Genomic DNA, 22,937 nt, shown 5'->3' with positions numbered 1-22,937 from the left:
CAAAGAATCCCTTTGCGCTTTCGCCCCCGGACGGGAACGCATTATGATCGGTAGGTAAGGTAAAGCGAAACGTAAAGGAACACGGAATGGATACGGCAAAGAAAATTTACGCCGCCGGATGCGCAGCACTTCTCTGCCTTTCTCTTTCTTCGTGTGCACACAGGGCGCATAAAGGGCAGGATACGGATCTTTCCGCGCATGCTCCCGCTGTCCCCGACAAATGCACCGATCCTCTTTCCCGGGGCGGAAAACGGATCGGTGCCCGGGAAATTTCTTTCTGTCTTGCCGAATCTTTGGGGAAAATAAAAGGGTGGACGCAGGAAGACTACGGTCCGGGCGGAAAACCCGTGTCGAAAGCGGCTGTGAATGTGCGTCCGCTGGCGGTAAAAATCGATACTAAAGCAAATGCCCCGCTGCCGAATGCGGAAATTATCCTGATTGAGGGAAAGACGTTTATCCGGCAAAACGGAACCTGGAAAGAGGCGGGCGCAGATTCCGCAGACAAAAATTATGCCCTTATCTCCCGGATGCCGCGTTATTTCGAAACAATGCTGAACCCGAAACTTCGGGCAGCCGGAACCGATCCGCAGCAGACATATTCCATAGAAGGAAAAACCACGCTTTTGGGGCGGGAAGTTACAAAAATCTCGGCCGAAAACCGCGATCCGCAGGGGCGCATTCCCGTCAGGACGTTTCGTTTTTATGTCACAAAAGATTATCTGACTTTGAAATCCGAAATTCTGCAGGACGGAAAAATTATCAGTTCTTCGGTAGTCACTGCCGTAGACCGCTATCAGCAGATCCGCAGACCAAAAATTTCCAAATAGCTACCGATACAGATAATCTATAATTCCCGCAGCTCCGTTTTCTACCGTTTTCAGTGTTTTACGAAAGCCGTCTACGGAACCGTACCACGGATCAGGCACATCAAAACGCCCGTCCGAAGTGTAGAAATTTTCCTGCCGCGACCCCGGCGCGCCGCTGTCTTCCCCCAGCGGTGCGCCGGGAGCATATACACCGCGGGGAAACAGCGGAGCCGTACCGTCGAATTCCCGCCACAGGTGAACTTTGGCCGGATCCGCGCCGGCCGCTTTGAGCATTGGCCTTAATGCACGCGCCTGACCGAGCGTCATTGGCAAAATCAAATCCGCCCGGCTCAGCTCTTCGCGCGTGGCAAGGTGTGCCCGGTGTTCCCGAGGCAGCGGATAGCCGTTTTCCCGTAGAATCTGTGCCGCCCGCGGATCCAGATAATGGCCGTGTTCCTCATCCGAAACACCGGCTGAACCCACCGTCGGACGCGCCGGCGTACGCGCGGCAGAATTCCCCTCTTTCCGGTTTTCCGCTTCCGGCAAACGGCTGATTTTCTCCCGCAGCACTATCTCCCCCATCGGGGAACGGCAGATATTTCCCGTACATACAACCAAAATCCGATACGGCACTTAAAAACCTCCCGCAGACTCCCGTTCAGAAATCCCAGTCGTCGTCTTCAGTGGCTTCCGCCGTTCCGATCACATAGGAGGAACCGGAGCCGGAGAAGAAGTCGTGATTTTCGTCCGCATTCGGCGAAAGAGCGGCAAGAATGGCAGGGTTCACAGCCGTTTGGTCGGATGTGAACAGAGCCTCGTAACCGAGATTCATCAACGCTTTGTTTGCATTGTAACGCAGGAACATTTTCACGTCTTCCGTCAGTCCCATTTCGTCATAAAGGGATTCGGTGTACAGTTCCTCGTTGTCGTACAGATCGGACAGCAGATCGAAAGTATAGTCTTTCAGCTCCTGCTGTCTGGCGGGAGTTGCTTCCTTCACCGCCTGCTGATATTTGTATCCGATATAGTATCCGTGCACCGCCTCGTCGCGAATGATAAGACGGATCAGATCGGCGGTGTTCGTCAGCTTTGCGTGGGCCGACCAGTACATCGGCGTATAAAAACCGGAATAGAAAAGGAAAGATTCCAGCATCGTGGAGGCAACCTTGCGTTTCTCCGGATCGTCCCCGCGGTAATAACCGAGCACGATTTCGGCTTTCTTCTGCAAAAATTCATTTTCTTCCGACCAGCGGAAAGTTTCTTCGATTTCTTCGGAGGAAATCAGCGTGGAGAAGATGGAGGAATAGGATTTTGCGTGCACCGACTCCATAAAAGCGATATTTGTATAGACCGCTTCCTCATGCGGCGTGCGTGCATCGGGAATCAGGGAGATTGCCCCCACTGTTCCCTGGATCGTATCGAGCAGGGTAAGACCGGTAAACACTCTTGTGGTCATAGTCTGTTCGTGCGGCTTCAGCGTGTTCCAGGACTGAATATCGTTCGACAGCGGAATTTTTTCCGGCAGCCAAAAATTTCCCGTGAGCCGTTCCCACACTTCCTGATCTTTTTCGTCGATTATTTTATTCCAGTTGATTGCCTGCACGGAGTCTACGAGTTTAATTTTTCCGCTCATTGTATATCCCTATTCCGTTCCTTTTGTTCACGTCTTTTCCGTTTTCCGCTTTTCGCCGCGAATTTGCGGCTGTCCGTTTCGGGCCCGGGGCGGCCCGGGCCCGAAACATTTAGTCAGAGCATACAGGAGACACAGCCGTCCACTTCCGTGCCGTCCAGTGCCGCCTGCCGGATACGCATATAGTAGAGAGTCTTGATTCCCTTTCTCCATGCGTAGATATAGTTTTTGTTTACATCGCGCGTGGTCACGGTATCCGGGTAAAACAGCGTAAGGGAGAGACCCTGATCCACGTGCTGCGTGGCAACCGCATAGGTATCTATAATCGCCTGCGGGCCGATTTCATACGCATCCTTATAATATTCCAGATTGTCATTGGTCATATAGGCCGCCGGATAGTAAACACGTCCGATTTTTCCTTCTTTGCGGATCTCTATCCGCGACACAATCGGGTGAATGGAGGACGTCGAATTGTTGATGTATGAAATGGACCCCGTAGGCGGAACCGCCTGCAGATTTTGGTTGTACATCCCGTATTTTTCCACATCCGCCTGCAGTTCGCGCCAATCCTGCCGGGTGGGAATATGGATATTTGCAAACAGTTCGCGAACACGCTGCGTTTTCGGCTCCCACGTTTTCTCCGTGTATTTCCTGAAAAACGTGCCGTCGGCGTACCGCGAATTTTCAAAGTTGTCGAACTTTTCACCGCGTTCGCGGGCAATCGTCATCGAAGCGCGGATAGCGTGATACACAACCGTATAGAAATACATATTCGTAAAATCGAGCGCTTCTTCGCTGCCGTAGTGAATCCGTTCCCTGCCCAGGAAACCGTGCAGATTCATCTGCCCGAGACCGATCGCATGCGACATTCTGTTTCCGCGTTCGACGGAAGGCACACTGGAAATATCGGACTGATCGGACACTGCCGTCAGAGCCCTGATTGCCGTTTCGACGGTTTTTCCGAAATCGGGCGAATCCATCGTTTTGGCAATGTTCAGCGAACCCAGGTTGCAGGAAATATCTTTTCCGATTTTTTTGTACGAAAGATCGGGATTAAATTCCGACGCCTCGGAAACCTGCAGAATCTCCGAGCAGAGATTGGACATCGTCACTTTTCCGGCAATCGGATTTGCCCGGTTTACCGTATCCTCAAATAGGATATAGGGGTATCCGGATTCAAACTGGATTTCCGCCAGCGTCTGGAAGAAATGTCTGGCGTTTATTTTCGATTTCCGAATCCGCTTATCGTTTACCATTTCCTCATACTTTTCGGTAACGGAAATCTCGGTGAACGGAACACCGTATACGCGTTCTACGTCATAAGGCGAAAAAAGATACATATCGGCATTCTTCTTCGCCAGCTCAAAGGTAATATCGGGAATAATGACACCCAGCGAAAGCGTTTTAATCCGGATTTTTTCGTCTGCGTTTTCGCGCTTTGTGTCGAGAAAACGCATAATATCCGGGTGATGCGCATGGAGATAAACCGCGCCCGCGCCCTGTCTGGCTCCCAGCTGATTCGCATAGGAAAATGCGTCTTCGAGTATTTTCATCACCGGGTTTACACCGGAAGACTGATTTTGGATTTTCTTGATCGGCGCGCCCATTTCACGCAGATTGGAAAGGTTGAGCGCAACGCCTCCGCCGCGTTTGGAAAGCTGCAGGGACGAATTTACCGCCCGCGAAATGGATTCCATGTTGTCTTCGACGCGCAGCAGAAAGCAGGAAACCAGCTCGCCGCGCGCGGCTTTGCCCGCATTGAGAAAAGTCGGCGTGGCAGGCTGAAAGCGGCCGCAGATAATCTCTTCCATAATTTCCTCCGCCCTCTGCTCACTGCCCTCGGCAAGCGTAAGGGCAACCATGCAGACGCGGTCTTCGTACCGCTCCAGATAGCGGGTTCCGTCGAAAGTTTTCAGTGTATAAGACGTATAGTATTTGAACGCCCCCAGGAATGTGGGAAACCTGAATTTATGGGCATAGCAGGCTTTATACAGCGACTTGATAAATTCGGGACTGTACATGTCCAGCACCCGTTTTTCGTAGTATCCCTCTTCGGTCAGATACTCCAGTTTTTCTTCCAAATCGTGGAAATAGACGGTGTTTTTGTTTACGTGCTGCAGAAAATACTGCCTTGCCGCCGCCCTGTCCGCTTCAAACTGGATTTTTCCTTCGCTGCTGTACAGGTTCAGCCGGGCATTGAGCGAATGGTAGTCAAGCGCCGGATCCGTAATTTCTTCGCCGGTGTCTGTCAGAGTTGTGTCCAAAATTCTTCCAATCCTTTACGTACTTTCTCCACATCTTCGGATGTGCCCAGAAGTTCAAATTTATACATATGCGGCACATGGGTTTTTGCCGCAATAATTTCTCCCGCCATGCAGTAGGCCGTGCCGAAATTTGTGTTTCCCCCGGAGATCACCCCGCGCAGCAGAGAGCGGTTTTGGCTGTCGTTGAGAAACCTGATCACCTGCTTGGGCACCGCGCCTTTCGCGTTTCCCCCTCCGTAGGTCGGAACGATAAGCACATATTCTTCGCTTACCCGTAAAAATTCATCGTTCCGCCGCAGGGGAATGCGCCGGGCGGGATAGCCCAGTTTTTCCACGAATCGTTTTGTGTTGTTTGTGGCAGAAGAAAAATAAACGATATTAACCACCGTTACCGTCTCCCAAAATACCGTCGGTATGGCCGCATACAGCGTCTTTGCGCAAAGAAGCCGGGGTTAAAACCGAAATTTTAACTCCGGCCGACTCTGTATGCGCCCGTGCTGTTTAAGCCGTGACGGCCTGCGCCGAAATCCGGGCCAGGGCTTTGATTTTGTCCGGACGGTATCCTGCCCAGTGGTCGCCGTTCGCAAACACGACCGGAGCCTGCCTGTATCCCAGCGCCTTCACCGTGGCAAGTGCCTCTTCGTCTTCGGTCAGATCAACTTCGCTGAATTCCAGTCCGTTTTTCTTCAGGGCACGCTTTGTGGCGTTGCACTGAACGCACGAAGGCTTGGTGTAAACCGTTATGCTCATTACTCCTTCTCCTGTTTCTGTGTTCCGAGAATTTCGGTGCCGTATGTCTAAATTTTTACTGCTTTATCCATTTCCGAACAATACAAGTAAACACTACACCTAGTATGTGCCCTTTGCACAAACCACTACATGGTGTGTGTCTGCGTAATATCTCACTATTTTTTCCGGCAACCGTTTTCCGCCGGGGAAAGAACAAAAAACCATGTGTATATCCCCGCCGGGACAACGCGCGGAAAGGACCCGTTTCCACAAAATCTCCACACTCCTTTCCATAAAATCCCCCGCATCCGGATGCCGTAGGGCAATCATCCCACCGCGCTCCACAGAATTTTTCTGCCCGAAACCAATTCGGAAAACAACGCGGAATCTGAAATGAGGCGGAACACGGCAGCGCGGATCCGCGCGGTTATAAACACCCTGTGTATAAAAAATATCCACTTGTCCACAAAATTTAATAAATTTTTCCACAGCTGTGAATAAAATCCGCTGAAAATATGGCCGTTTCGGGCTGCACTGTTTCACACCGCGTGCCGCATCAGACACCCCCGCGCAAAACGTATGACAAATTTGTAAAAACAAATTTCCGCCGGGCGAAAACAAAGTTCGGGCAAAAACGTTCCGGCCCGCAGGAATTAGGGAATGCTTAGCGTATAAAATCACAGCAAAACCCGATTATATCGGGAAGAACTTCCCAAATACCGACACGGGTCCGGGCATAACATACAAAAAGTGGGAAAATTTTATCGCAATATATGAAATCGGTTGAAAAAATACCTGTGAAAGGCAATTATATAAAATATGAAGACTTACGCCGAACAGTTACGCGAAGTCGGTTTAAGAGTCACGAAGCCGCGCCTCGCAATTCTCGACTTTCTGTCACGCCACCCACATTCCTCCGCCGATGCGGTGCGGGTTGCCGTTTCGAAGGCTCTGGGTTCTGTGTCTACACAGGCGGTTTACGACGTGCTGCACGCACTGACGGAAAAATCCATTCTCCGTAGCGCAGAGCCGGCAGGATCCGTTCCGGTATATGAACTGAACTCCAATTTCAACCATCATCATCTGGTATGCCGAAACTGCTACGAAATGATCAATATCGACTGCATTATCGGCGAAGCCCCCTGCCTCACGCCAAACGACACACACGATTACCGTCTTGACGAAGCGGAAGTTACATTCTGGGGATACTGCCCCAAATGCCAGCAGACATGCGCGGATCTCACACAGTCCCGCGAGCGCGATTCCATGCAGATCAAAGCGGTTGACGCGCTGTTTGTCTGCGCAATGGGGGAAGAAACGGCGGAAGTTGAAAAACTTCTTCCGGATTACGAGATCCATCCCGTCTCCAGCAGCTTTAAAAACCTGAGCATAGCCATGCGAAAGACCTGCGACGGCGAGCAGCCGCCCGCAAAACTCCTTCTCCTCACCACCGGAATCGGAATGGTCAGCGCCGCCTCCTCACTTTCCTCCGTACTTTCCACATTTTCCCCCAAGACGGTTATCTGCTGCGGCAGCGCCGGAGGGCTCGCGGCCGACACCCGGGTGGGCGAAGTGGTAATCGGCACCGAATACGTCAACGCCGGCGCCGACGGAACGGCTTTCGGCTACGTTCCGGGACAGGTTCCGCAGCAGCCCGCGGTATTCAAAGCCGCTCCCGGTCTGCTGAAAGCGGCAGAAGAATATCTGCGCCGCCAAATGGGCGAAGACGCGCAGAAAAAAGCGGACGTGAGATTCGGGCAGATGAATTCCTCGGACACGTTTGTCACCGGAGAAAACGTGGGGAGCGTGCGCGAAACGTTCCCGGCGGCCCTCACCACGGATATGGAATCCCAGGCTCTTGCCCAAGTCGCGGCAGAATTTTCCGTTCCGTTCGTTGCGGTCCGCGCAATCTCCGATCTGTGCGGAAAACCTGACGATCAGTCCGTAAGTTTCCATACCGAACTCTCCGATGCCGCCCGGTCGGCGGCGGAAACGGCCTACGGAATCCTGGAAACTTATCTCCGTCTGCGCCGCCCCGTAACAGAGTAAAAAAGCGGCGCAGAACTCTCCCGCGCAGTATGCGTGAAGTTTCCGCGTCCGTGCAGACGCATCCGCATTAAACACGCACGCCGCTAAGCCGCATTAAGCAGGGAGAGAATAAAAGCCAGCTCGTGGGAACGGTTCTCCCACGATTTCTGCCGGCCTGAGCCGCCGCCGTGCCCGCCGGCCGTTTCCGTACGCAGCAGGATCGGACTTCTGCGCAGATCGCTGCGCACGGTATCGCGCAGCCGTGCAACCCATTTCAGCGGTTCGACACAGCTCACGCGCACATCGTTTACGGCACTCGTTGCCAAAATAGCCGGGTATTCCTTTTCCCGGATATTTTCGTAAGGGGAATAAGACTTCATGTAACGGTAGACCTGCGCGGAGTGCAGCGGATTGCCCCACTCTTCCCACTCGCCGACAGTCAGCGGCAGATCGGGGCGCAAAATCGTATTTAACGCATCCACAAACGGGACTCCCGCGTGAATCACCCGAAACATTTCCGGGGCCATATTTGCCACGGCTCCCATCAGCAGTCCGCCGGCACTGCGCCCTTCGGCAGCAAGGCGCTTCGGATCAACCAGCCCGCTTTGCACAAGATATTTTGCCGCGGCGATAAAATCCGTAAAAGTATTTCGTTTTTGCAGCAGTTTTCCCTGTTCATACCAGTGTCTGCCCAATTCCCCGCCGCCGCGCACATGGGCCGCCGCATACACGGCACCCCTGTCCAAAACAGGCAGAAGGGCAGGGGAAAACCACGGATCGGAAGAAATTCCGTAGGAACCGTATCCGTACAGAATACCCGCGTTTGCACCGTTGGGAGTTACGTCTTTGCGGTGCGCAACCGTAAGGGGAATTTTCGTTCCGTCATCTGCCCGCGCCCAAACACGGTATTCCGTATAATTCTCCGGGGAATACAGGGGAACGGAGACGGTCTTCAGCGTTTCGCAGACCAAAGCGGAATTTTCCCCCGCCACTTTCACGCACAGCACCGTCGGAGGAATAAGAATCGATTCCAGCGTGCAGAGAAATTCGCCGTCTTCCCACTCTCCCGCAGGCAGATACCCAACCGTGGCCGCCCGGGGCGCAGTCACCTTCTGCGGCGCGGACCAGCGGGGAAGACCTTTGGAACCGTCTTCGGGCGGCACATCCGTATTTTTGCGCAGCACGCGCAGCTGCGTTTCTCCCTCCGCCCTCATCTCGCATACCGCAAAATCCGAAAATGCATACACCGCGCCGACCTGTTCGCCGTCTTCGGGCACATATACAGACTCCCATGCCTCCATCCGCACGTCATCCAAACGTGTCTGGGACAGCGAAAAATCCGGGCGGTGCAGATTATGCACAATCAGCGCCGAATCCCCGCAGGGTTCCACGGTATATTCCACACCCGCACGGCGTTCGAAAACGATTCTGCTCCCCTGCCACGGGTCGTACAGATCAAAAAGAATACACTGGGAGGAAGTGACGGAAAACAGTCCCACCACAAGCCGGCGCCGATCTTTGGAAGCACTTATTTCGACCGAAAATTTTTCATCCTTTTCCTCATACAGCAGCGTATCTTCGCCCGGGTTTGCGCCGATACGGTGTACCCACACCTGATACTGGCGCCATGCGGCGTCGCAGCGGGTATAGAAAATATGCGTGCCCCCGCCAAAGACAACCCCGTATCCGGCTTCGCGGACGCTGTCGTCTACAATCAGCCCCGAATCTATTTCGTGAATCCTAATCCGAAAGGTTTCGTTTCCCGCGCTATCCGTTTCCAGAGCGCAAAGCCTGCCGTCCGGGGAATACGCAACGTCCCCCACACCGAAAAAATCCGAATCTTCGGCAAGAAGATTTCCGTCGTAAACCACCGCCGCGTTTTGCGCCGTATGCGGATCCGGGCGGACGGGCGAAATACCGCCGTGCCCGGCCGGCTGCGCGGCACAGCGGTAAACGGCAGGATAATTTTTTTCTTCCCACGTGCGCGACCAATACCAAAAACTGCCGTGTCGCACCGGCACCGAAACATCGTCGGTCTTCACGTGGGAAGCAATTTCCGCAGTCAGCCGGGCACGCAGCGGAGCCAGGGATTCCGTTTCCCTGTCATACAGTTTATTTTCCTCCCGCAGCTGCCTGAGCATGGCCTCTTCGTCGTTTCTGATCCATTCGTATTCGTCTGTGAAAACATCGCCGTGAAATTCACGCCGGAGCGGGCGTTTTTTCAAGCAGGGCAGGCACATATCATTTCCGTCCATGTTGAATTTATGTTTAAAACAGGGTTTTCTCTCCGGCCGCCGGCAGAACGTACGTGGGCGGACGGGAGGCATCGAGCGCATAAAGCCGGCTCTGTTTCACGGCCAGCGAATCCACAAGCTCGTTTGCCACATCGCCGTTATGCCCTTTTACCCATTCCACCTCGGTTTTTCCCCTGCGGTTTTCATACAGGCCGAGCAGATGTTCTATTAAATCCCGATTCAGCACAGGTTTTCCGTCCGATTTGCGCCACCCTTTTCTCCGCCAGCCGGGAGCCCATTTCGTCATCGCGTTGATCACGTACGAAGAATCGGCGCGAATCAGCAGACTTCCTTCCGGGCCGACTGTTTCCAGTGCGGAAACGAGTGCCGTCAGCTCCATAATATTGTTTGTGGTATGGGCCGCGCCGCCGCTGTTCCGCCGGCCGCTGATCTGCTCCACCCACGCCCAGCCGCCGGGACCGGGATTACCGGAGCAGGCGCCGTCGGTGGCCACAATAAAATCAAAGCCCGGGCGGATCCTCCCGATCATTCCCGAATCTTCCATAATCGTCCTTTCCAAAGACCGGCGTGTGAACTTCTCCAAGTTTAGCGCGCAAATTGTGAATACAGTATTCGCTCCGGAGATATTTCGCGGTAGGCTAGAAGCAGATGGAAAAACGAAGGGGAAATCATGCTGAAACTGGCAGACTATCGTGACGCGATTCATTTGGATGAAGACTTCCCTGCCCCCAAATCGGATAAACGTTCGGACTACAACCTGCTGATGACCGCGCTCAGCGGCCTGCACGACAAACATTACAACGGCAGTTCGTCTGCGGCCTATCTGTCTACCGACGAAGGTCTGATGAACTGGCTGCGGGCAGAACTGTCGGTCCGCGAACCGGGGCCGATCGACCCGATCACTTCCCGGGCGATAAACGCTCTGCTGTATCGCCAGCTGGGGCGGCGCGGCCGTGTGGAGGCGAATAATCTGCGCCGCGTAAGCGACCAGATTCCGGACTGCGACTTCATCAACAGCAACAAAATAGTGCTTTACCGCGGAGACATGACGCAGCTTGTGGTGGATGCGGTGGTAAATACCGCCCTGCCGGAACTCACGGGCTGCCCGATCCCGCTGCACGGGTGCCTCGATTCCGAAATTCATTCGCAGGCCGGGCCGTGGCTGCGCAACGACTGTGCAAAAATAATCGAAATGCAGGGAGAAAACGAGCCTCCCGCAGGTGTGAAAATCACACGCGGATACCGAATGCCGGCCAAATATATTATTCACACCCATATGCCGCGGATCAAAGATGCGCACATCACCGACGAGCTGCGCACACAGCTTGCCCTGTGCTACCGGGGCGCACTTTCCCTGGCTGTGGAAAAAGGCGGGATAAAGTCTCTCGCATTCCCCGCAATCGCCACCGGCATGAACGGTTTTCCGAAAGAGGAGGCCGCCCACATCGCTTTGAAGACCGTGGAGGACTGGCTGAGAAACCATCCGGATCCGATTGAGCTTGTTGTCTTCTCCGTACATTCCGATGCCGATGCGGTGGTTTATCTGAACGCGCTGAACCACTGGATTTCGGACTAAACGGCACCCCCTCACTCCCGCGTTTTACAGGCAGGTACAGTGGATCCAGAAACTTTATTCCGAATCGTAGACGTTACCGGCGTTATCTGTAACGGTTTAATCGGCGGGACTCTGGCGCGCAGCCGGGGTTTCGATCTGATCGGATTCCTTGTTCTGGGCGCGGCTTCGGCTTTGGGCGGAGGTCTTTTGCGCGACATGATGCTCGGAATAGGTTTTCCCGTGGCGCTCACCGATCCCTGGTATCTCGGAGGGGCGTTTGCCGCCGCAGCCTTTTCGTATTTTGTTCCCCTTGACCGAAACAAATGGACACACCGGGCAATGATATTCGGTGACATTCTGGCCATCGGCTGCTGGTCCGCAACCGGCGCGTCAAAGGGACTGAGTGCGGGGCTGGGAGTTGTGCCCGCCATTTTTCTCGGAGCCGTAACCGCCGTCTGCGGCGGCATGGTGAGAGACGTAATGGTCAACGAAATTCCCAAAATTTTTGGCGGAGGACCTCTCTACGCAACATTCAGCGTGTTTTCCGCGGCACAGATGGTGGTATTCCAAAGCTACGGGAAATACGAAATGGGCATGGGCAGCTCTATCATCAGCTGCTGCATACTGATAGTTCTGGCCCGCAAATACGGCTGGGTTCTGCCCAAGCCATACGATCTGACGGAATATGCTTTCCGTCTGCGGCAGCGCAAGGCAAACCGGATGAAGAGAAGAAGAACATTCGGAAAATTCCGCGCCGGCGGCGGAAGAAACAGATCCCGGGCGGTCATCCCCTCAAAAAATCAGGACACCGCGAACTGACGCGGCAGATCAGTTCCGCCACCAGGTATCTTTCGGGGTAACCGGAACCGTGCGCTTATGGCGCGAGCGCAGAAAATACTTCTCCAGCTTTTCTGCCGCGGATTCGCAGATTTCTTTCCCCTCCAGATAGTCGTCAATATCTTCGTAACGCAGTCCGAGTTCGTCCTCATCCGCACGCCCCGGATTTCCGTCCAGCAGATCCGCTGTCGGCACTTTTCCGACTATCTGCGGACTTCCTCCCAGATACGCGGTCAGCTCACGCACCTGACGCTTGTTCAGCCCGGAAAGGGGAGTAATATCCGCTCCGCCGTCCCCAAACTTGGTATAGAATCCGCTGATCGCCTCGGCGGCGTGGTCCGTCCCCACGACCAGCATATTTTCATCTGCGGCGAGCGCGTACTGGGCGCACATGCGCAGCCTGGCCTTCGTGTTTCCCGCTGTGAAATCCGACATCTCCTTTTCCGCGGCGCTCAGATACTGTTCCCGGAAGGCATCCGCGGCCGGGCCAATGTTGAAAGTAACCATGCGGTCGGGACGGATAAACTCAAGTGCTCTCTGCGCATCGTCCTCGTCCCGCTGGACGCGGTAGGGAAGCCGAACGGCAACAAATTCCGCCGCATGCCCCGCCGCGCGCAGCTGCCGGGCCGCAATTTCACAGAGTCTGCCGCCCAGAGAGGAGTCCACTCCGCCCGAAATGCCGAGCACGAAACCCTTCGTATGTGTGGCGAGGAGATATTCGGCAAGAAAAGCGGTACGGGAAGCGACTTCCGCCGCGGGGTCAATCTTCGGTTTTACACCCAATTCGGCGATGATCTGTTTCTGAAGTGTGCGCATGAAACCAGTCTACACGTTTTAGTCTTCCGGTACCCCGGCAGCCCTGTTTGCGGCCTGTATGCCGTCGGTACGCGGACGGTCGCCGACTTCATGCACCGGCAGGCGCGCTTTCCCGTTGTCCCCTCCGGCAGGGGAAGAATCCCGTTTTTTCTTTTTCGCGCTCCCGGGCGCGGCCGACGTAAGTTTTCGCATTATCTTTCCGACCGCTTTTGGGTGGCGCGCCTGAGCGACGGCGAACAGTGTGTAAAATATCATTTCTTTCCTCCTTCGCTTAACCGTGTTTCTTTTATTCCCGTTCCTCACGTTTCCCATTCCTCCCGGAGGGGAAGGCGGAAGGCGCACCCGGGAAAGGAAACAGAGCGTTAAAAATCTCCGTTATTTCTTTACGGGCCGCGCGGGCCTGCCCGGGCACAAGCGACAGCCGTGTCCGGCGCTCAAGAATGTCTTCCACACACATTGCGCCCTCATGCGTGAGCGCATATTCGATTTCGGCACGGACCAAATCGAGCCCCGCGATTCTGCGCAGCGGATTCGGCAAAACTGCCGCGTCTGCCATGCGTTTTGTTTCCAGTCCGAAACGCCGCAGGAGAAATTTCGGAAATTTGCAAACGTCCTTCGGATCATCCGGTGTGTTTTCCTTATGCCCGGGGGCTCCCACAAGCGGAAAATTACGCGTTCTGCATTTTCCCGCGCGCAGATTAGCTGATTTAACGGCTGTGTCCAGCGCTTCCTGCGCCATAAGACGATATTCGGTGAATTTTCCCCCAACCACGGATATCATCCCACTGCCGCTTTTCACGATTGCGTGACGCCGGGAAAGATCCGCCGTGGATGATCCGCTTCCGTCTGTGAGCAGCGGACGCAGACCGGTAAACATTCCGCGGATATCCGCTCTGCCGACCGCACGTTCAAGTGCGGGATTGATACCCTCCAGCAAAAACCCGATGTCTTCTTCGGGCGTGGGGGGAACATCCGGGATTTCTCCCGGCTGATCTTCGTCCGTCAGTCCGAGATAGCACCGGTTTTTGTCGGCAGGAAGAATAAACAGATAGCGCGAAACCGATCCTTTCAGCGGAATCGTCAGGGCGCCGGCCGGATTGCCGAAAGTACGCGAATCGAACACCAAATGCGTCCCGCGCGAAGGACGGATTTTAATCCGCGGATCCAATTCTCCCGCCCACACGCCTGCCGCGCCGATTACCGCTTTGGCGTGCAGATAAAAAGATTCCCCGGTGAATTTATCGGTCAGCAGCGCGCCGCTCCCGCACGCTTCGGATACCGGGCAGTAAGTGAGTATTTTCGCGCCCTCGCCTGCCGCCGTGCGGGCCACGGCAACAACAAAGCGCGCATCGTCGATCATCTGCCCGTCGTAATTCACCCATGCGCCCTTTAATCCTTTTTTCAGAACCCGGGGGAGAAGTTTTTCCGCTTCTTTCCTGCCCGCAAACCGGGAACGCGGAAGTGTGGAACGTTTCGTTCCCGCAGCCAGAGCCAGGATGTCCCCCGCCAGATATCCGCATCTCACCGCCACTGTCTGCAGTGGGGAAAGATAACTGTTGATCGGGGTAACCTGTGCCAGCGCCCGCGTCAGATGCGGGGCCGTGCGTTCCATAATGATTTTCCGTTCACGCGCAGAGTTATACGCGATTTTCACCCGCATTTTGCTCAGGTAGCGCAGACCGCCGTGCGCAAGTTTCGACGACCACCGGGAAGTGCCGAAAGCCAGATCGTGTTTTTCTGCCAAAACTACTTTCAGTCCGCGGGAAGCCGCATCAAGCGCAATCCCCGCTCCCGTGATTCCCGCTCCGATCACAAGCAGGTCAACGCGGGGATCAGCTTTCAGTTCTCTCCATTCTTTTGCCCGCCGGGCAGCATTCAGTGCCGTATCAAATCCGTTCAACGCAGCAAATATCCTTCCAGCATCTGTGTCAGTTCCCGATTCAGTGCCTGAGCGTCGATAAAGCCCTCCACCGCATTGGCGGTGAAAGCCGCCGACTGCACAAGCATCAGCACAAATACCGCCTGATGGCGCAGGTTGCCTTTGCGCACGTCGGGAATTTTTTCGAGCATGAACGCCAGCACGTCGATGATTGCCAGCTGGCTGCGGCCCAGGCGTTCAAACTGGTACGTCAGCAGCAGTTCGGGCTCGTTTTTGATGATCGTGCGCAGCACCTCGTTTCTGCGCACTTTCTCCGTGGTCCGCACAATATAGTCAACAAATTCCCGGCAATTTTCGGGGATTGCGCTAATATCCAGCAGAGTAAACATTTCCTGTGTCAGCACATCGGCCGTCATCTCCCGCGCGTTGGCATATTTGCGGTAAATGGTCGGCCGGCTCACTGCGGCTTTCCTGGCCACATCCGAAATGGTCACGCGAACGCCGTCGTGCACAATGCAGGATCTGGCCGCCGCCACTATTTTTTCCCGCAGCGGATCGGGATCGATATTGAAAAATTCAGCCGCCGGCCTCATCGTGTTTTTCCTTTTCTTCTGTTGGGATAAGTTTTCCCGGATTCATGATTCCCACCGGGTCCAAAGCGTCCTTTACCGCACGAAGTATTTTTATACCCAGCGGACCGATCTCTTCTTCCATATAGGGAAGGTGGTCCGTTCCCACTCCGTGATGATGGCTGACAGTTCCCCCGTTGGCCTCAATGGCCCGGCAGACCGCGGCTTTGGCTTTCTCCCACTGGCCGACGGGATCTTTGCTCTGCCCGGCAATAACGGTGAAATAAAGGGAAGCGCCCTCCGGATACACGTGCGACACATGGCACATAATAAGAGCCGGGGTGGTAGGCAGATGCGTACCCAGAGCTTCTGCCGCCGCCGCGCGCAGATGCACAATATTTTCCCAATCTGTGGCCGTTTCCAGTGTTTCGCAGATCATTGCTCCGTCCAACAGCGCGTCGCGCAGCACGGGGGCTTTGAATCTTCCCTTTTCCCACTGTCTGGCAGGTCCTTCCCCGAGACTGACGGCACCCATTTTCAGCAGCAGATTCCGCGTTTCCAGGTGCCGGGAGGCGGTGTGCGGCGCAGAGCCCTCGTACATGGTGATGCATACACATCCGGATTCTTTTGCATCCGTTTCTCCGATACTGTCGGTTGAGGCGAGATTTACCGCCGACTCTATCTCATCGGAGAGCCTAATCACCGTCGGACCTGTTTTTTCCTGCTCAACCGCACGCAGGGCGCGGCATCCGGTTTTGAAATCCGGGAACGAAAACGCCTCGTAACGCTTTGTCTGCGGAATCGGGTGGACGCGCACGCGTACGCGGGTGACTACCCCGAATATGCCTTCCGAGCCCATAATCAGTTCCCGCAGATCGGGTCCCGCGGCAGATGAAGGCGCCTGCCGTCCCACTTCCATTATTCCCTGCGGCGTTACGACAGTCAGCGAACGGACCATTTCACTGAATCTGCCGTAGCCGGCGGAGCTTTGCCCGGAAGAACGGGTGACCGCATATCCGCCGATTGTGGCATAGGGAAAAGACTGGGGGAAATGCCCGAGCTGCAGACCGTATTGGGCAAGAAGCAGTTCGGCATGCGGCCCGGTCAGCCCGGCGCCGAGAGTGGCAAGCATTGATTGCCTGTCTACGTCTTCGACTGCGCAAAAACGGTTCACATCAAGACTGAGCACGGATTTCATTCCGCCGGCAAGCGGCGAGATTCCGCCGGTCACGGAAGTTCCCCCGCCGAAAGTAACGACGGCTATTTTTTCTTCGGAACAGTACTTAAGAATCCGCAGAACTTCCGCTTCCGTTTTCGGCGCAATAACGGCGTCCGGCGCGCTCAGCGTTTCGCCGGTGCGCCACTTAAGCAAATCCGGATACGACTTCCCGCGCGACCTGCGCAAACGCTGTTCGTGCTCCTGCGAAACGTAGTTATCGCCCACAATTTTACCCAATTCCCGCAGTTGGACAGGTGTTATCCCTGATTGCGGGAGCCTGATTTTTTCCGCCGGCAGAGACGCTCCGCCGTTCCCCTTTGCCCCAAACAAAGACTTCGTTATCTTTTTTACGGCCGCGGGGAGAGGTTTGCTTTCCTCGGGCGTTCCCCAGAGGTTATATTCCATCGGCGGTAAGGTGATATCACTCATAATTCTATGATTACACATTTACGTAAGTTGTAAAAGTGTATTTTGAAACGGACGCGCCGCACCGGGCGCAAAACCGGCGAAAACAAAGGCGGTTATCCCAAAGCCCCAAATAGGAAAATCCCGAAAACAAAGAAAGAAAAAGGGAATAAAAAATCCGCAGAGAAAACATCTGCGGAAGAAATAAAGTGCTCAAGGAGGGAGTTGAACCCTCACGCCCTTGCGGGCACACGGACCTGAACCGTGCGCGTCTGCCATTCCGCCACTTGAGCATGATCCAAAAAGAATCTGGAATTAAGCATACACGCACAACCGAAGCCGATTCAAACCGCAATACAGTGTTTAACGCTACATTCCCGGCGGGCAGTACGTAATCCGCATACGCATCCGCACCGTTTCCGCTGTAAACTAAAGTATCGTTAAAACCGCAGAAACAATGATTTACGCCGATGGACGAAGGAGTGGCCGTGGGAATTTTCGATCGGATAGAGCGCGGCGTGGAAAATGCCGTAGACAACGCATTCTCCCGCGCTTTTCGGGCAAATCTGAAGCCTGTGGAACTGGCCACGGGAATCAAGAAATCCATGGACGAACGCAGTGCGGCCATCAGCCGCGACCGCACGATAGTGCCCAATGATTTCCTGATCAGTCTCTCATCCCACGACTTTGAAAAAATTTCACAGTGGGGAGAACTTGCTCTGCAGCAAGAACTGTCTTCGGTTGCGAAAAACTACGCGCGCGAGCAGCGTTATATTTTTCTCGGCCCGATCCGCATTTCGTTTAAGGAAAACAGGGAGCTGCCGCACGGAAAAATCGTAGTGCGCGGCACATCCAAAAAAGGAGCGGTGGCACCTGCCACCGGCAACTCCGCCTCCTGCGAAAATCCGATTCTTGAAATCGGCGCCAACAGGTATGTTCTCACCGGCGCGGTAACCGTCATCGGCAGAGGATCAAACTGCGACATCCCCGTAGACGACGCCGGCGTGTCGCGCCGGCACCTGGAACTGAAAATTACCCCCCACGGCGTAATAGCTTCCGACCTGAATTCCACAAACGGCACCTATGTGGAAGGGCACCGGATAAATAAGGCTACCCTGGTGGACGGCAACACCGTCACGATCGGAAAAACGCAGATCATGTTTTGGACCGCACCGGAGACCTCATGAGCGCATTACTGATCACACTGCTGCGCTACGGCTTTCTCGTTCTCCTGTGGGCGCTGATTCTGCTTTTGGTTCGGACCGTCATCCGTGACGTCACACCGAATCCGGCCGGACCCGCCCCCGAACGGAAGAGCGAAAAACCCCCGCGCAGCGCCGACAGTCTCCGCCGCACATCAAGACTGCTGGTAACCGCCGGCCCCCTGGCGGGAACAACTTTGGACATCGGGGCAAACACGGTACTTGTCGGAAGGTCTCCGGATTCCTCGCTCGTGCTGAACGACAGTTATGCTTCCGCGCGCCACGCACAGTTTTATAATTACAGGGGACAGGTTTACGTTGAAGACCTGGATTCAACCAACGGAACCTGGATCAATTCGCAAAAGATTCACCACCCCGTCCCCCTTAAACCGGGGATGAGGGTTACAATCGGGAAAACGGTATTGGAGTTGGCACAATGACTCTTCGGTTACACTATGCCGCACGCACCAATATCGGTTTGGTGCGCAAAAACAACGAAGATTCGGGCTACGCCTCACCCAATCTGATTGCGGTTGCCGACGGAATGGGCGGAGCGGCAGCCGGAGACGTCGCCTCGGCCGTTGCAATTGCCCATCTGCGGCAGACCGACGGCGTATATCCCGCGGAAGAACTGCTGCCGAAACTGCGCCGGACCATTCGGGAGGCCCATTGGGATCTGGTGCGCCGCGTGGAAGAAAATCCGAAACTTCGCGGAATGGGCACAACGTGTATCGCCCTGCTGCGCGCGGGAGACAGACTGGGCATGGTACACATCGGGGATTCACGCGCATATCTGCTGAGAAACAACCGGCTCATGCAGATCACGCGCGACCACACCTACGTGCAGTACCTGGTGGACCGGGGGCAGATCACGCCCGAAGAGGCACGCACGCATCCGGAACGAAACAAAATCCTTTACGCTCTGGACGCCAACCCGATGGACGTGGAATTTGACGAATCAATGCGTGAAGCTCTGCCCGCAGACCGCTGGCTGCTCTGTTCGGACGGACTGTTTGGCGTGGTCAGCGACGAAACCCTGGCAAATGTGCTCGTTTCCGTGCCGGATTTGGACGCCTGCGCGGAACGGTTAATCGAACTTGCCCTCGCCGCAGGTGCGCCGGACAACGTCACCGTTATTCTTGCCGATGTGGTTGACGAAAGCGATGCTCCCGCCGAAAACGGCAAAGACGCGGCCCGCGGAAAATACGAACAGCCCGTTATTGTGGGGGCCGCGGCAGATTACCGTTTCGATTTAACACAGACTTCACCCGGCGGGCGGAATGCCCCGGCAGAACATCTTCCGCCATCCGCTCCGGCCGGACGGCAGCCGGAGAATGGGGGAAAAGAGGAAAAAGAAAGCGCGCGGAAAAAAAGAAAGAAGAGAGGCCTACAGGCGCTTTTCACGCTTGTGGCAGCCGCAGTGCTCTGTGCCTGCCTGGAGGGCGGATACGCATGGTCGCAGCGGCAGTACTTTGTGGCTCCCTACAGGGGAAAAGTTGCCCTTTATCAGGGCGTTTCGCAGAACATCGGGCCGCTGCGTCTGCACAGGTGCGTAAAAGTAACATCGGTAAAAGTCGCCGATCTGCCTGTTTTTGTGCAGCACCGGCTGAAAAGCGGAATCAGCAAATCCTCGGAAAAAGAAGCGAAAGAGGCACTGCGCAACATTCTTTCCTACGGCAAAAACAAATCCGGGGCGCTGTCCGGCACGGATAAACAGAAGGCAGAGACACCTTCGGAGACAGGGAAATGAGAGTCAAAACAGGGCGTTTTGCCGAACTGGGTTTGATGCTTACAGCCGTCCTGCTCTGTTTTCAGGGATGGTTCTCCCTTTGGCAGACCGAGCATAAAAGCACTATCATGCCGGATAACTTCGTCCCGGTATGTGCCGCCGTGCTTATCTGTCTGTTTGCTGCCCATCTGCTGATCAGAAAATTTGCCCCCCGGGCAGATCCCGTTCTTTTTCCCACCGCCGTCGCCTTAAACGGAATGGGTCTGCTGATGATCTACCGGATTGATTTCGCACTCCGGCAAAAAGGCCAGGCGACGCAGTTCACGGGTCAGTTCGTGCTGTCGTTTGTGGGAATCGTGCTGATGATTGCGGCTTTGGCCGTTCTCAGGGACCACCGCACCCTGCGCCGTTTCACATATTTGTTTCTGATCGCGGGGATTTTGCTGCTTCTCTCGCCAATGCTTCCGGGAATAGGAAAAGAAATTTACGGCGCACGGCTGTGGATCAGAATTTTCGGCTTTTCCTATCAGCCCGCGGAATTGGGAAAAATCTGCCTTGTTGTGTTTTTTGCCGGATATTTGGTTGTCCAGCGCGACAATCTTTCCCTCGCGGGGAAAAAAGTATGCGGTCTGCAGCTGCCTCAGCTGCGCTATCTGGCCCCGATTTTGGTGGCATGGGCAATCTGCCTGGGAATTCTGGCGATGGAACGCGATTTCGGAACCGCGCTGCTGTTTTTCGGACTGTTTGTGGCCATGCTCTACGTTTCCACGGAACGCGTTTCCTGGCTGGTGATCGGCGGAATTCTCTCCGTCTTCGGCGGTTACGCAATTGTGCGGGCAATGCCGCACATTCAGGCGCGGTTTACGGTGTGGCTTCACGCTCTGGATCCTGCCGTATACAACGCGCCCCACGGCTCGTATCAGCTTGTTCAGGGCTGGTTTGGGATGGCCGGCGGAGGACTGTTCGGAACCGGTTTCGGACAGGGACACCCAACCAATTCTTTCGCCGCCAATTCGGATTTCATTATCGCCTCTTTCGGGGAAGAAATAGGACTCTTTGGATTTACGGCAATCCTCTGCCTTTATCTGCTGCTTATTTTCAGAGCATTCAGGATCGGAATACTGCTGCGTGACGGGTTCGGAAAACTCCTTGCCACGGGCTTCGGCGTCGTCACCGCACTGCAGTGTTTTGTGGTGGTCGGCGGGGTAACGCGCGTGATTCCGCTTTCGGGACTGGCCCTGCCGTTCCTTGCGCTCGGGGGATCCTCCCTGCTGGCGAACTGGATCATCGTCGGTATTCTGCTGCGTATGTCAAACGATGCAAGACGTCCGCAGACGGCGGGGAACGCTTCTTTGCAAAGCCTGACCCCGGCCGATTTGGAACACATCGCAAAAAACATGGATATAAACACCGGCGATGAAACGGATATAAACGGCACGGAACGCGAAACACAGATTAGGCCCGATTCATACCCCACGGAGGCGGTGAAATTATGAACCGTCCGCTGCGCAGACTGAGTATCGTTATTCTGATTATGTTTTTGACGCTGATGGCTGCGGCAACCTATATTCAGTTTTTTGCCGCGCCTTCCCTTAACGCCGATCCGCGAAATGCGCGTACCTTATACAGGGAATATGGGGTAAACCGCGGACCGATTATCGTGGCGGGAAAAGAAATCGTTAAATCCCGGCCGGCAAACGACGCCTACCGCTACCGGCGTCTCTACCTGGAAGGTCCGGCGTATTGTGCGATAACGGGATACTTTTCCGTGGCGCATAATTCAATGACGGGCCTGGAACGTACGGAAAATTCCGTTCTCGGGGGTTCGGATCCCCGTCTTGCGCGGCAGAAAATACAGGATATTCTAACCGGTGAAGACGAAAAAGGCGCAGCGGTATCCCTTACGGTCAATCCAAAAGCACAGGCGGCAGCCGTTTCGGCGCTGGGAAACCGGAAAGGGGCCGTCGTGGCGCTGGAACCGGGCACGGGAAAAATTCTTGCCCTTGTTTCCACACCCGGTTTTGATCCGAATGCCGTTGCCGCGCATGAAATAAAAAACGCCGTGGATTCATGGAAAAACCTTTCCGCAGATCCCGCAAAACCACTGCTAAACAGAGCTCTGGGCGGTAATCTTTATCCTCCGGGCTCCGTGTTTAAGGTAATCACCGCAGCGGCAATGCTCGAATCGGGTCTGAGCCCGGATTCGCAGGTGGATTCCCCTACCGTATGGACGCCGCCGGGAACGAACATCTCCGTTAAAAACGACGGGGGGATCTGCGGGAACGGGTCGGGAAAAACCTCTCTGCGCACCGCATTTGTACAATCGTGCAATACTACTTTTGCACTGGCGGGGAAAGCCCTGGGCGCGGAAAAAATGATAAGCCGGGCGGAAAAATTCGGTTTCCGAAAGAAGCTCGCGGTTCCTTTGCCGGTGCGTCCTTCGCGGTTCCCCAAACCGGCCGACGATATCGCACTGGCCATGGATTCCTTCGGGCAGCGCGATATTCAGGTAAGTCCGATTCAGATGGCAATGGTTGCCGCGGGAGTGGCCAATCACGGAAAAGTGATGAAACCCTATCTTGTGGACAAGGTGCTTTCTTCTGATCTGGAAGTGCTGGACGAAACGGAACCGAAGACGTTTTCCACTCCCGTTTCCCCCTCAACCGCAGACGCTTTAAGCTCAATGATGCAGGATGTGGTAAACAAAGGCGGCGGAAAAGCGGCCCGCGTGCCGGGAATAAATGTTGCGGGGAAAACGGGCACGGCGGAAACGGGGAAAAACAGACTTCCGCACGCATGGTTTATCGGTTTTGAAGCGGGGGAAAATTCGCGTGTCGCGGTTGCCGTACTGGTGGAAAACAGCGGCTACGGCGGGGAAAAGGCTGCTCCCATTGCCCAAAAAGTCATTAGGGCGGTGACGGAAAAATGAGCGGGGAAAAATTTGTAATCCAATCGCAACCTTTTGTTTTCACAGTTTTTTGGTTATGTTTGGCAGTATTATATATGGCAGCGGC

21 protein-coding genes and 1 tRNA gene are annotated in these 22,937 nt (G+C 54.9%); 9 read left to right on the top strand and 13 right to left on the bottom strand.

Annotated elements, in window-relative coordinates; all coding sequences use genetic code 11:
* Positions 1-86 precede the first annotated feature (86 nt).
* Positions 87-827, top strand: a complete 741-nt coding sequence (locus tag HMPREF1631_RS05425) for a hypothetical protein (protein WP_034233172.1) — start codon at positions 87-89, stop codon at positions 825-827.
* On the opposite strand, the gene HMPREF1631_RS05420 is transcribed toward HMPREF1631_RS05425, so the two are convergent.
* The 5 genes from HMPREF1631_RS05420 to nrdH all read right to left on the bottom strand — a co-directional run bounded on the left by HMPREF1631_RS05420 (position 828) and on the right by nrdH (position 5,450).
* Positions 828-1,388: a hypothetical protein gene (locus tag HMPREF1631_RS05420; RefSeq protein ID WP_052047149.1), complete on the bottom strand. Its 561-nt coding sequence runs from the start codon at positions 1,386-1,388 to the stop codon at positions 828-830.
* Positions 1,389-1,464: 76 nt separating this feature from the next.
* The gene (gene nrdF, locus HMPREF1631_RS05415) at positions 1,465-2,439 is read right to left on the bottom strand and encodes a class 1b ribonucleoside-diphosphate reductase subunit beta (RefSeq protein ID WP_034233168.1); all 975 of its coding nucleotides are present in this window, start codon (positions 2,437-2,439) and stop codon (positions 1,465-1,467) included.
* Between the two features lie 113 nt (positions 2,440-2,552).
* Positions 2,553-4,700, bottom strand: coding sequence for a class 1b ribonucleoside-diphosphate reductase subunit alpha (gene nrdE, locus HMPREF1631_RS05410; RefSeq protein ID WP_034233166.1), 2,148 nt, complete (start codon positions 4,698-4,700; stop codon positions 2,553-2,555).
* The gene (gene nrdI, locus HMPREF1631_RS05405; RefSeq protein WP_034233165.1) at positions 4,685-5,086 is read right to left on the bottom strand and encodes a class Ib ribonucleoside-diphosphate reductase assembly flavoprotein NrdI; all 402 of its coding nucleotides are present in this window, start codon (positions 5,084-5,086) and stop codon (positions 4,685-4,687) included. The genes nrdE and nrdI overlap by 16 nt, the downstream gene beginning before the upstream one ends.
* A 115-nt stretch (positions 5,087-5,201) precedes the next feature.
* Positions 5,202-5,450, bottom strand: a complete 249-nt coding sequence (nrdH, locus tag HMPREF1631_RS05400; protein WP_034233164.1) for a glutaredoxin-like protein NrdH — start codon at positions 5,448-5,450, stop codon at positions 5,202-5,204.
* A 798-nt stretch (positions 5,451-6,248) separates the two neighbouring features.
* Here nrdH and mtnN point away from each other — a divergent pair.
* A complete protein-coding gene (mtnN, locus tag HMPREF1631_RS07290) occupies positions 6,249-7,478 on the top strand; it encodes a 5'-methylthioadenosine/S-adenosylhomocysteine nucleosidase (RefSeq protein ID WP_084707495.1) in 1,230 nt (409 codons plus the stop codon).
* An 83-nt stretch (positions 7,479-7,561) separates the two neighbouring features.
* Here the strand turns inward: mtnN and HMPREF1631_RS05380 are convergent, their stop codons facing one another.
* Both HMPREF1631_RS05380 and HMPREF1631_RS05375 read right to left on the bottom strand, forming a co-directional pair.
* The gene (locus tag HMPREF1631_RS05380) at positions 7,562-9,712 is read right to left on the bottom strand and encodes a S9 family peptidase (protein WP_052047148.1); all 2,151 of its coding nucleotides are present in this window, start codon (positions 9,710-9,712) and stop codon (positions 7,562-7,564) included.
* Between the two features lie 13 nt (positions 9,713-9,725).
* On the bottom strand, positions 9,726-10,295 hold the full coding sequence (locus HMPREF1631_RS05375) for a ribonuclease H (RefSeq protein ID WP_232215444.1): 570 nt from the start codon (positions 10,293-10,295) through the stop codon (positions 9,726-9,728).
* Positions 10,296-10,382: 87 nt separating this feature from the next.
* Here HMPREF1631_RS05375 and HMPREF1631_RS05370 point away from each other — a divergent pair, with 87 nt between their 5' ends.
* Together HMPREF1631_RS05370 and HMPREF1631_RS05365 are read left to right on the top strand one after the other, a co-directional pair.
* Positions 10,383-11,288, top strand: a complete 906-nt coding sequence (locus HMPREF1631_RS05370) for a macro domain-containing protein (RefSeq protein WP_034233162.1) — start codon at positions 10,383-10,385, stop codon at positions 11,286-11,288.
* A 39-nt stretch (positions 11,289-11,327) separates the two neighbouring features.
* Complete coding sequence (locus HMPREF1631_RS05365) at positions 11,328-12,086, top strand: trimeric intracellular cation channel family protein (RefSeq protein WP_084707491.1); 759 nt, start codon at positions 11,328-11,330, stop codon at positions 12,084-12,086.
* Positions 12,087-12,095: 9 nt separating this feature from the next.
* On the opposite strand, the gene nadE is transcribed toward HMPREF1631_RS05365, so the two are convergent.
* The 6 genes from nadE to HMPREF1631_RS05335 all read right to left on the bottom strand — a co-directional run bounded on the left by nadE (position 12,096) and on the right by HMPREF1631_RS05335 (position 17,285).
* Positions 12,096-12,920 carry an ammonia-dependent NAD(+) synthetase gene (nadE, locus tag HMPREF1631_RS05360; RefSeq protein WP_034233160.1) on the bottom strand — a complete coding sequence of 275 codons (825 nt, stop codon included), beginning with the start codon at positions 12,918-12,920 and terminating at the stop codon, positions 12,096-12,098.
* An 18-nt stretch (positions 12,921-12,938) separates the two neighbouring features.
* On the bottom strand, positions 12,939-13,175 hold the full coding sequence (locus HMPREF1631_RS05355) for a hypothetical protein (RefSeq protein WP_034233158.1): 237 nt from the start codon (positions 13,173-13,175) through the stop codon (positions 12,939-12,941).
* Positions 13,176-13,206: 31 nt separating this feature from the next.
* Positions 13,207-14,820, bottom strand: a complete 1,614-nt coding sequence (locus HMPREF1631_RS05350) for a glycerol-3-phosphate dehydrogenase/oxidase (RefSeq protein ID WP_232215443.1) — start codon at positions 14,818-14,820, stop codon at positions 13,207-13,209.
* Positions 14,817-15,392: a TetR/AcrR family transcriptional regulator gene (locus tag HMPREF1631_RS05345; protein WP_034233156.1), complete on the bottom strand. Its 576-nt coding sequence runs from the start codon at positions 15,390-15,392 to the stop codon at positions 14,817-14,819. The genes HMPREF1631_RS05350 and HMPREF1631_RS05345 overlap by 4 nt, the downstream gene beginning before the upstream one ends.
* Entirely contained in the window at positions 15,376-17,016 is a 1,641-nt protein-coding gene (locus tag HMPREF1631_RS05340) for an FAD-binding oxidoreductase (RefSeq protein ID WP_232215442.1), read from the bottom strand. Before HMPREF1631_RS05340 ends, HMPREF1631_RS05345 begins: the two co-directional genes overlap by 17 nt.
* Before the next feature lie 186 nt (positions 17,017-17,202).
* A tRNA-Leu gene (locus HMPREF1631_RS05335) sits at positions 17,203-17,285 on the bottom strand.
* Positions 17,286-17,462: 177 nt separating this feature from the next.
* Between HMPREF1631_RS05335 and HMPREF1631_RS05330 the strand changes: the two genes are divergently transcribed.
* The 5 genes from HMPREF1631_RS05330 to HMPREF1631_RS05310 are packed head-to-tail and all read left to right on the top strand — an operon-like array spanning position 17,463 to position 22,852.
* Positions 17,463-18,179: a DUF3662 and FHA domain-containing protein gene (locus HMPREF1631_RS05330; RefSeq protein WP_232215441.1), complete on the top strand. Its 717-nt coding sequence runs from the start codon at positions 17,463-17,465 to the stop codon at positions 18,177-18,179.
* Entirely contained in the window at positions 18,176-18,634 is a 459-nt protein-coding gene (locus tag HMPREF1631_RS05325; protein WP_034233154.1) for an FHA domain-containing protein, read from the top strand. The genes HMPREF1631_RS05330 and HMPREF1631_RS05325 overlap by 4 nt, the downstream gene beginning before the upstream one ends.
* The gene (locus tag HMPREF1631_RS05320; RefSeq protein ID WP_034233152.1) at positions 18,631-19,944 is read left to right on the top strand and encodes a PP2C family serine/threonine-protein phosphatase; all 1,314 of its coding nucleotides are present in this window, start codon (positions 18,631-18,633) and stop codon (positions 19,942-19,944) included. Before HMPREF1631_RS05325 ends, HMPREF1631_RS05320 begins: the two co-directional genes overlap by 4 nt.
* Positions 19,941-21,419, top strand: a complete 1,479-nt coding sequence (locus HMPREF1631_RS05315) for an FtsW/RodA/SpoVE family cell cycle protein (protein ID WP_084707485.1) — start codon at positions 19,941-19,943, stop codon at positions 21,417-21,419. Before HMPREF1631_RS05320 ends, HMPREF1631_RS05315 begins: the two co-directional genes overlap by 4 nt.
* A complete protein-coding gene (locus HMPREF1631_RS05310; RefSeq protein WP_034233150.1) occupies positions 21,416-22,852 on the top strand; it encodes a penicillin-binding protein 2 in 1,437 nt (478 codons plus the stop codon). The genes HMPREF1631_RS05315 and HMPREF1631_RS05310 overlap by 4 nt, the downstream gene beginning before the upstream one ends.
* Positions 22,853-22,937: the final 85 nt, after the last annotated feature.

Origin of the sequence: Arcanobacterium sp. S3PF19, assembly GCF_000758825.1 — a bacterium.
GTDB lineage: Bacteria > Actinomycetota > Actinomycetes > Actinomycetales > Actinomycetaceae > Arcanobacterium_A.
This window is presented reverse-complemented; position numbering and strand designations above follow the sequence as displayed.

Bases quoted from the DNA above. Each gene is read 5' to 3' on its own strand.
- HMPREF1631_RS05425 (WP_034233172.1), top strand. From the start codon at position 87: ATGGATACGGCAAAGAAAATTTACGCCGCCGGATGCGCAGCACTTCTC.
- HMPREF1631_RS05420 (WP_052047149.1), bottom strand. From the start codon at position 1,388: ATGGGGGAGATAGTGCTGCGGGAGAAAATCAGCCGTTTGCCGGAAGCG.
- nrdF (WP_034233168.1), bottom strand. From the start codon at position 2,439: ATGAGCGGAAAAATTAAACTCGTAGACTCCGTGCAGGCAATCAACTGG.
- nrdH (WP_034233164.1), bottom strand. From the start codon at position 5,450: ATGAGCATAACGGTTTACACCAAGCCTTCGTGCGTTCAGTGCAACGCC.
- mtnN (WP_084707495.1), top strand. From the start codon at position 6,249: ATGAAGACTTACGCCGAACAGTTACGCGAAGTCGGTTTAAGAGTCACG.
- HMPREF1631_RS05380 (WP_052047148.1), bottom strand. From the start codon at position 9,712: ATGGACGGAAATGATATGTGCCTGCCCTGCTTGAAAAAACGCCCGCTC.
- HMPREF1631_RS05370 (WP_034233162.1), top strand. From the start codon at position 10,383: ATGCTGAAACTGGCAGACTATCGTGACGCGATTCATTTGGATGAAGAC.
- nadE (WP_034233160.1), bottom strand. From the start codon at position 12,920: ATGCGCACACTTCAGAAACAGATCATCGCCGAATTGGGTGTAAAACCG.
- HMPREF1631_RS05355 (WP_034233158.1), bottom strand. From the start codon at position 13,175: ATGATATTTTACACACTGTTCGCCGTCGCTCAGGCGCGCCACCCAAAA.
- HMPREF1631_RS05345 (WP_034233156.1), bottom strand. From the start codon at position 15,392: ATGAGGCCGGCGGCTGAATTTTTCAATATCGATCCCGATCCGCTGCGG.
- HMPREF1631_RS05340 (WP_232215442.1), bottom strand. From the start codon at position 17,016: ATGAGTGATATCACCTTACCGCCGATGGAATATAACCTCTGGGGAACG.
- HMPREF1631_RS05330 (WP_232215441.1), top strand. From the start codon at position 17,463: ATGGACGAAGGAGTGGCCGTGGGAATTTTCGATCGGATAGAGCGCGGC.
- HMPREF1631_RS05325 (WP_034233154.1), top strand. From the start codon at position 18,176: ATGAGCGCATTACTGATCACACTGCTGCGCTACGGCTTTCTCGTTCTC.
- HMPREF1631_RS05320 (WP_034233152.1), top strand. From the start codon at position 18,631: ATGACTCTTCGGTTACACTATGCCGCACGCACCAATATCGGTTTGGTG.
- HMPREF1631_RS05315 (WP_084707485.1), top strand. From the start codon at position 19,941: ATGAGAGTCAAAACAGGGCGTTTTGCCGAACTGGGTTTGATGCTTACA.
- HMPREF1631_RS05310 (WP_034233150.1), top strand. From the start codon at position 21,416: ATGAACCGTCCGCTGCGCAGACTGAGTATCGTTATTCTGATTATGTTT.